Below are 7,655 nucleotides of genomic sequence, written 5' to 3'. Positions count from 1 at the left end.
CTTTCAATGGGTTAATCAAACAGCTCGTCTTGTTTCAGTGACCGTTTCCGGTGGCTGTCTCAAGCGAGGAGGCGCATTCTACACCGGACAGGCAGGGAGTCAACAGGGGCAGCACGAAAAAGTGTCAATTTGATAAAAAAGAGCTAAGTTTTTAAGTAAGAACCGTCAGACAGCACGTTACGCGGGCTCATAACTGAAAAAGCCCCTCTTAACAGACCTAATCACCGGTTCTTTGCAAACTAAGCTAAGGCGAATCTCAACCTGCCACGTCTCTATCACCTACCTATTACATAAAACATCGACGCACATACCCTTGCCGCGTTACACCCTGCACCGATAACTATCGGCTGATCCCGGCCCAAAAACCTAAGGTCGTCTTTTTCGATATATACGACACCCAAGCAGTACAACCAGCAGAACAGCAAAGATTAGTTGCTGAGAAAAGTCCGAACGGATCTGCAAGGTATAGTGCAACATAACGAGTATGCTGATGGGGTAAATCAATGAATGTAGCCGCTTCCAGTCTTTACCCAACTTGCGCTGCATCCCTTTGGTTGAAGTTATTGCCAATGGCAACATACACAACAGAGCAAGCGAACCCACAATAATATAGGGCCGTTTCGTTAATTCGGTTATCAGACTATCCCAGCGCCAACCTAGCAGAAAGGTTGCAAAGGCCAGCAGATGCAGCACGGCATAAAAAAAGGCAAAGAGCCCAAACATACGCCGATAAGACGTTAACCAGCGCCAACCTAGATAAATTCGCGCGGGTGTTACGCTTAATGTTAACCATAACCAGCAGAGAGACCAATAACCAAGCTCTTTAACGATAAACTTCGCTGGATCAGCACCTAAGTCGCCATTGAGTAAACGCTGAATCAATAAGATTAACGGCAGCAGCAATAGTAAAAAGACACTCCAGCGAATCCAACCTTTACGCTGTAATGCTGACATTAAAACCACTGTTTCAGATCCATCCCCTTGTAGAGATCAGCGACCTCCTCGGCATAACCATTAAAGGGCAAGGTATCGATAATATTTGGTGAGAACAGCGAAGAAGGTAACCTGCGCTCAGTGGCCTGCGACCAACGAGGATGATCAACAGCAGGGTTCACATTTGCATAGAAGCCATATTCATCTGGCGCGATATGATTCCAGCTCGTTTGCGGCATTGTTTCGCTAAAATGAATACGGACAATCGATTTGATCGACTTAAAACCATATTTCCAAGGTACGACCAACCTCAACGGCGCGCCGTTTTGGGGTGGTAGCGCATTGCCGTACATCCCCACCACCAATAATGCCAGTGGATTCATGGCCTCGTCGATTCTGAGCCCTTCAACATAGGGCCATGTTATCGTACCGAAAAGGTTACTTTGCCCCGGCATCTGCTCTTTATCTTCCAATGTCGTGAAGTGCACATATTTGGCTTTAGAGGTCGGTTCAAAACGCTTAATCAGGTCCGCTAGCGGGAATCCTAACCAAGGAATCACCATCGACCAAGCCTCAACGCAGCGCAACCGATAGATCCGGTCTTCTAATGCATGTGGAGCGAGAATATCTTCAAGATGATATTGGCCTGGTTTAGCGACTGCCCCGCTAATTTCAACCTGCCAAGGATCCGTTATAAGCCCCTGCGCATGACGAACCGGATCACGTTTATCGGTGCCAAACTCATAAAAGTTATTATGGGTAATCGCATCATAATAAGGTGCCAGCTTTTCTTCGGTTGAATATCCGGGATTGTGTACCGCGCTAGCTAGCTTAGGCTGGAGCCACGAGGGACCCTCATAGATGGGTAGATCACCGGCAATATCGTAATCCGTCGCACCGGCCTGGGATGAAAAACCCAGCACCGGCAGCGCCGTCATGGATAACGCCGCTTGCATAAAGCGACGCCGGTTTCGATAAATAGGCTCTGGGGTAATCTCTGATGGTTGAATCGATGGCGAGCCTATACGTCTATACCGTTTCAAAACAACCTCCTAGCCTGACTAACAGTCTAATGGCTCAATGACTTACGCTTACGCAGCAACCAAAGCACAGGCCCTGATAACGAATAACCTAACAGCAGCAACCACAGGAAGATTGGCGGACTAATCGAGATCACACCGATGGTCAATACAATCACCAGCAGGATCATAAAGGGAATTTTCCCTTTAGGGTCAATATCCTTAAAGCTGTAGTACAGCACATTGCTCACCATCAGCACGCCCATTAAGGCAACGTAGATAGCGATAGGATAGATAAAACCACTAAAATCAATGTCGAATTCGACACAAGCCCACACCAAGCCAGCAATAGAAGCGGCTGCCGCAGGGCTAGGTAAGCCGATAAAGTAACGTTTATCCACAGAACCGATCTGAGTATTAAAGCGTGCTAATCGCAGCGCGGCACCGGCAACATAGATAAAGGCACAGAACCAACCAAACTTACCTGCATCACTCAAGGCCCAGCTAAAGGTAACCAGTGCTGGTGCGACACCGAATGAGACCATATCCGCCAGCGAGTCATACTCAGCCCCAAATGTACTCTGGGTATTGGTTAGACGAGCCACTCGTCCATCAAGTCCGTCAAGCACCATCGAGACAAAAATCGCAATGGCTGCATTATCAAAAGCACCGTTCATGCCCGCGACAATAGCGTAGAAGCCACTAAACAGTGCGCCGGTCGTAAAAAGGTTTGGCAGTAGATATATCCCTCGATTACGAGGCTTAGGGTCTGCAGATTCTGGAATGGGTTGATCAGGCTGTTCTGGTTTGCTTCCCTGTGGGTTGTTCATAGAGCTGTTTACACCGATGTATTAACAAAATGTTTAGTCATTCTACTTTTCCGCATAACGGAAAGCTATCGCTACCCAAAAGCTTTCAACCTCAGAACCCAGTAAAAAAGCCAAAAGTAGGTTTTTACACCTGCACAGTAAGATACGGATGTAGATATTAAGACGAAAAAATGAGATTTATTTTAAGCCTGGCAAAAAGAATAGTCGATCACCATGATTTTCCGTTAATTTCCGAGTAATCGCCCGTTTTAACGGCGCAACATTATTAGCAACCCGCAACGTTGCTTTGCGGGCAATTTTGGCGACAACATTGTCGTTAGTAAACAACCCAACCACGAGATTAGTTCCCATATACAGAGGGCGGGTAACCAGCATATGGCTCCGCTGATAATGCTGTAAAACACGACTTGAGCCTATATCAGTCTCTCGGCTGACGGCTTGCTTAATCGCGTTGGTTAACGTTTCCTGGCTCCGCAACCCCAAATTAAAGCCATGAGCCGTCACTGGGTGCATACCCACAGCCGCATCACCAATCACCGCATATCGCCGACCGATAAACTTATTGGCATGCACCGCAACCAAAGGATATAAATGCCGGCGTCCATATAGTTTCATAGCCCCCAGCCGCCCTTCCAGACGTCGTTCAATATCCGCAGCAAAAGCGTCTTCGTTCATATTGAAGATTCTAGCAGCCTCTGCACTAGACACCGTCACCACAATCGATGAAAGATGACCATTCATCGGTAGAACCGCTACCGTCCGACCATAATGAAAGCACTCAAGCGCGGTTTGATCATGGGAAAGGCAGTGCTCCATGCGACAGACAATCGCCGTGCGAGAAAAATCCTTAATACTGGCAGGCAAACCCATCTTTCGACGCGTGTCTGAAAAGCGACTATCCGCTGACACCAGCAGATCGCACTCGAAACGCTCACCGCTCGACAACTGCACCCAAGCACTATCTGCATCACTGCCCACATCGTCAACGGAGATATCCGTCATCAGCTCAACATTATCGACGCCTTCAACCACTTCAAAGTAAGCTTTGCGAATCTTATCGTTGGGTACTAAATACCCCAATGCCTCAAGGCCCGCATTATCATTGTCAAAATCCAACGTGTAACTAGAATGTCCATCCAACACCTTAGCGGCGCAGATAGGCGATATATCATGCGAAGAAAGGCGTTGCCATGCCCCCGCACTCTTCATCAGCGCGATCGACCGATGCGTCAATGCGATTTCACGCCCATCTTCCGCAGGGTTCTGCAGTGCACTCAAAGGCGAGCGATCCACCAACAACACCTTTAATGACGTCCCCTTCAATGAACGAGCAAAACTCAGCCCCGCCGGACCTGCACCAATAATGATAATGTCATACTTCATACAGAACCTCAGACGATCATGCGCCATTCAAAGCGAAAAGTTAGGCCAAACATTACCCGCAAAGCAGGCTGATTTCCCTAACCCAGATCAAACCGCTTTAAGAAAGCACGACCCCAATCGCTATCAGCCATCCCTCATTGATTACCTGAACAAATATATATTGCAGAAAATAACCTATATGCAAAAATACATTTCACATACTGCAATACACGAGCTGACAATATTTATGGATACCCGCTCCCTTACTTTTTTCCTCAGCCTCTGCGACACCCTTCACTTTGGCCGCGCCAGTGAGGCTTGTCATATCAGCCCTTCCGCCCTGACGCGTACCATTAAACAGATGGAAAGCACCCTCGGCGTACAGTTGTTCGAACGGGATAATCGTACGGTCAGACTGACCCGCGAAGGCGAACACTTTCAGGCGTATGCTCGGGAAGCACTGATACAGTGGGACGTGATACGCAATTCACTACTAGAGGATGCGCAGGAGTTACAGGGAGAAATCAGCGTGTATTGCTCAGTCACCGCCAGCTATAGTTTTCTCTACGATATTCTCAACAAATTCCGCCGGCAACACCCGAAAATCGAAATAAAACTACATACCGGCGATCCTGAAAGCGCCATTCAGCGAGTCATGAGCGGTACCGACGATATCACGATTGCCGCCCGCACGGACACCCTGCATAACAGCCTTGCGTTCAAGCATATCGCCACTTCACCTCTCGTATTTATCGCACCTCAGCAAGACCCGCAACTTGATGCCATATTACAGGGCACCATTGACTGGTCAGCGGTGCCGATGATTTTGTCAGAAGAGGGTGTATCTCGAAAGCGCATAGATCAGTGGTTTAAGGCACACCAAGCCAAACCCAAAATCTATGCGCAGGTGGCAGGAAACGAAGCCATTGTTAGCATGGTCAGTCTCGGCTTTGGCGTCGGAGTCGTACCGAAAATCGTCTTAGAAAACAGCCCTCTGGCAACTCGAGTTCGTATCTTAGCGATACAACCCGAGCTACAACCCTATGATGTGGGTCTTATCGCACTCAAGAAAAAACGACAGAGCCCTCTCATCGCGGCCTTTTGGTCTCAGACCGGCTAATGCTCAACCACCTAAGCGCCTCTGCGATATCACACTATTTTTCCCGTCCGCCTTGCGGGCCGATTAACCAAATAGATACCCAACGCGACCAATAGCAGAGCCCCCACCATATCGAACGTCAGTTGCTCATCGAGAATCAGCCACGCAAACAGCACACCAAACAACGGCGTTAAGAAAGTAAAACTGGCAATTTTTGAAGCAGGATAGTGACTCAGCAACCAGAACCAAGCCATATAACCAACAAACGCCATCAAAACGATTTGAAAGAGCAGTGAGCCAATAACCGAGGGGGTCAAACTCACAATACCTGGCTCATTCAACAACCAAGATAGCAGGGGCAGTATCAACGCAGATACCACCAACTGATACAGCAATACCCTAGCCGGTGACTGATGCCGTTGAGGCGATGCCTTGAGCACCACCGTTGTCGCGCCCCAGAAAAAAGCACCGACCAACGCTAAACTATCACCCAACAGAGAAGCGTCAGCATCCAGTGAATCCCGAAAAGCCACGAAGACGCCAATAAAGGCCACCAGCAACCCGGCAGCCTGCACTTTACTTAGCTGTTCACCTGGCACAAACAGATGCACCCCCAATGCCACAACAAACGGTGATGTGTAAAGAAAAATCGTTGTTCGGGAAGCCGTTGTCAGATTCAATGCCATGTAGATAAACAAAAACTCCAACGCAAATAACACCCCGAGGAGCATGCCCCACCAAAAAGCGCCATCGCGGCGGAGTATTTTTTCACCCCGCCACAACATCCATGCGATTAGCAGTACAGAAGCGCCGATCGAACGCAAACCGGCTTGCATCAGTGGCGACACTCCCTCCAAGCCAAATTTAACCACTACCTGATTCAATCCAAAGAGCAGACAAAGACCAACCAGTAACAGTATCGCCAAACCGTCAAACTGAGACTTAATCATTGATTGAAAAGCTCTTCCAGAAGCGGTGAGATATAGGGCCGACCACGCTCATTCAACGCGGTACCAACCACCAGCCCATCAAGACAAACCTTTTCATCTTCTAGACGCACAACCCGCTGGCGAAAGCCAAACTTCACGCGGCTGAGCCGTTCGAGCGCAACCTCAACCCGAAATCGATCACCGCTTTTTAACGAGGCTTTGTAATCCAGTTCAGAACGGATGACCACCAGATGAATGCCCGCGCTGGTCAGTGCCGCAAAATCGATTCCGCCCTGTTTCAAAAACGCATGGCGGGCATGCTCAAGATAGTTGAAATAAACACCGTTATTAACGATACCTTGCATATCCAGTTCATAATCCCTAACACTCATTTCAATACTGAACATTGGAAGTCTCCTAACAAAAAAAGGGTGCTTCAATAGCACCCTCTTGAATATGAATAATAATCTAGTGGGTTGAGCGGGCCGACTTTACCGTATCAGGGGCCAACGAATCGATAATCGTCAGCAAAGCATCGACACCCTCCTGTAGATTCGCATTATTATCGATCAGCAAAATACTATTCGGCAGGCTATCGACAAATTGCCGATGCCGGTCAAGCCGCTTAACGATCTCAGCCTCCGTTTCGCGGCCTCGTTCCGTCAAGCGCTGCCGGAGGCGCTCTTCATCCACCTGTACCAACACCGGAACCAAGTTCGGATAAGCATGTAAGGCAATTTGCAAATACTCGCGAGAACCATTGATAACCACATTGACACCTTTCGCCAACCAGCTATCTATTTCAGCACCGATGCCATAACTATAGTCATGGGAATACCACTGCATAGCAAACATCCCCATATTAGCTCGCATATCAAACTCTTCAGGCGATAAATGGATATGGTTTTCACCACCAATGTTAGGTGCGCGGGTAATATAACGATGGGCAACAAAACAGCGATGCTTTGCCTGCAGGCGCTGACGGCACCCTTCAAGCAAGCTATCTTTACCGCTGCCTGAAGCGCCCACCAGATAAAGCAGTTTTCCACTCATAGGGTGATCTCTGAGTACTATACCGATGATTGAGAGCCCAAGAGTAATACGCTTAAATTGGAAACACCAGCCCTGATTAGCCCAGTCCGACCGTCGCCACATGCAAAACAAGATCGAGATCTTCTGTGCCAAGACAACAACATAGCGCCTATTTCAACGATGAAAATGAGCAACCGGCTATCTTATACATCACGGATCACCTGCACCTGCACCTTCAGCCCTCAACCATCATCAACAGCGATCCCACTCTGCAGTTTAAACTTTAGTTTACTCTGGCCAAAAAAAAGCCGCTCAGTGAGCGGCTCAGACTGCTGAAAAAGTCCTCGTCAAATGACGAGGATTTTTTATAATAGAGCCATGTTAAAAGAACGCCCCCAAACCCAGTCCACCCTTGAGTTTGTCTGTATTGATGAGCTTGTGCCTAAAGATC

General features: G+C 48.3%; 8 protein-coding genes. 1 reads left to right on the top strand and 7 read right to left on the bottom strand.

Translation table 11 applies throughout. From position 1 onward, the window contains the following. Window positions 1–366: 366 nt before the first annotated feature. From EH243_RS18325 to ubiM, 4 genes are all read right to left on the bottom strand, one after another. Window positions 367–954, bottom strand: a complete 588-nt coding sequence (locus tag EH243_RS18325; protein ID WP_126160107.1) for a protein-methionine-sulfoxide reductase heme-binding subunit MsrQ — start codon at window positions 952–954, stop codon at window positions 367–369. Continuing rightward, a complete protein-coding gene (msrP, locus tag EH243_RS18320) occupies window positions 954–1,976 on the bottom strand; it encodes a protein-methionine-sulfoxide reductase catalytic subunit MsrP (RefSeq protein ID WP_126160106.1) in 1,023 nt (340 codons plus the stop codon). The genes EH243_RS18325 and msrP overlap by 1 nt, the downstream gene beginning before the upstream one ends. A gap of 26 nt (window positions 1,977–2,002) precedes the next feature. Continuing rightward, window positions 2,003–2,782, bottom strand: coding sequence for a CDP-diacylglycerol--serine O-phosphatidyltransferase (gene pssA / locus EH243_RS18315; protein WP_126160105.1), 780 nt, complete (start codon window positions 2,780–2,782; stop codon window positions 2,003–2,005). A 177-nt stretch (window positions 2,783–2,959) separates the two neighbouring features. Continuing rightward, window positions 2,960–4,165 (bottom strand): 5-demethoxyubiquinol-8 5-hydroxylase UbiM, encoded by a 1,206-nt coding sequence (gene ubiM, locus EH243_RS18310; protein WP_126160104.1) that lies wholly within the window; start codon window positions 4,163–4,165, stop codon window positions 2,960–2,962. Window positions 4,166–4,391: 226 nt separating this feature from the next. Between ubiM and ilvY the strand changes: the two genes are divergently transcribed. Further along, window positions 4,392–5,264 carry an HTH-type transcriptional activator IlvY gene (gene ilvY / locus EH243_RS18305; RefSeq protein WP_126160103.1) on the top strand — a complete coding sequence of 291 codons (873 nt, stop codon included), beginning with the start codon at window positions 4,392–4,394 and terminating at the stop codon, window positions 5,262–5,264. Window positions 5,265–5,293: 29 nt separating this feature from the next. Here ilvY and EH243_RS18300 read toward each other — a convergent pair whose 3' ends face one another. The 3 genes from EH243_RS18300 to phnN form a co-directional block, all read right to left on the bottom strand. After that, the gene (locus EH243_RS18300) at window positions 5,294–6,193 is read right to left on the bottom strand and encodes a DMT family transporter (protein ID WP_126160102.1); all 900 of its coding nucleotides are present in this window, start codon (window positions 6,191–6,193) and stop codon (window positions 5,294–5,296) included. Continuing rightward, window positions 6,190–6,579 (bottom strand): acyl-CoA thioesterase, encoded by a 390-nt coding sequence (locus tag EH243_RS18295; protein WP_126160101.1) that lies wholly within the window; start codon window positions 6,577–6,579, stop codon window positions 6,190–6,192. The genes EH243_RS18300 and EH243_RS18295 overlap by 4 nt, the downstream gene beginning before the upstream one ends. Before the next feature lie 61 nt (window positions 6,580–6,640). Then, window positions 6,641–7,225, bottom strand: coding sequence for a phosphonate metabolism protein/1,5-bisphosphokinase (PRPP-forming) PhnN (gene phnN / locus EH243_RS18290; RefSeq protein WP_126160100.1), 585 nt, complete (start codon window positions 7,223–7,225; stop codon window positions 6,641–6,643). Window positions 7,226–7,655 lie beyond the last annotated feature (430 nt).

Origin of the sequence: Amphritea opalescens, assembly GCF_003957515.1 — a bacterium.
Taxonomy (GTDB): domain Bacteria; phylum Pseudomonadota; class Gammaproteobacteria; order Pseudomonadales; family Balneatricaceae; genus Amphritea; species Amphritea opalescens.
The sequence above is the reverse complement of the archived record's forward strand: the minus strand, read 5'-3'. Positions and strand labels throughout refer to the sequence as shown.

Coding starts and splice junctions, on each gene's coding strand:
- ubiM (WP_126160104.1), bottom strand. CDS start 4,165: ATGAAGTATGACATTATCATTATTGGTGCAGGTCCGGCGGGGCTGAGT.
- ilvY (WP_126160103.1), top strand. CDS start 4,392: ATGGATACCCGCTCCCTTACTTTTTTCCTCAGCCTCTGCGACACCCTT.
- phnN (WP_126160100.1), bottom strand. CDS start 7,225: ATGAGTGGAAAACTGCTTTATCTGGTGGGCGCTTCAGGCAGCGGTAAA.
- EH243_RS18325 (WP_126160107.1), bottom strand. CDS start 954: ATGTCAGCATTACAGCGTAAAGGTTGGATTCGCTGGAGTGTCTTTTTA.
- EH243_RS18295 (WP_126160101.1), bottom strand. CDS start 6,579: ATGTTCAGTATTGAAATGAGTGTTAGGGATTATGAACTGGATATGCAA.
- pssA (WP_126160105.1), bottom strand. CDS start 2,782: ATGAACAACCCACAGGGAAGCAAACCAGAACAGCCTGATCAACCCATT.
- EH243_RS18300 (WP_126160102.1), bottom strand. CDS start 6,193: ATGATTAAGTCTCAGTTTGACGGTTTGGCGATACTGTTACTGGTTGGT.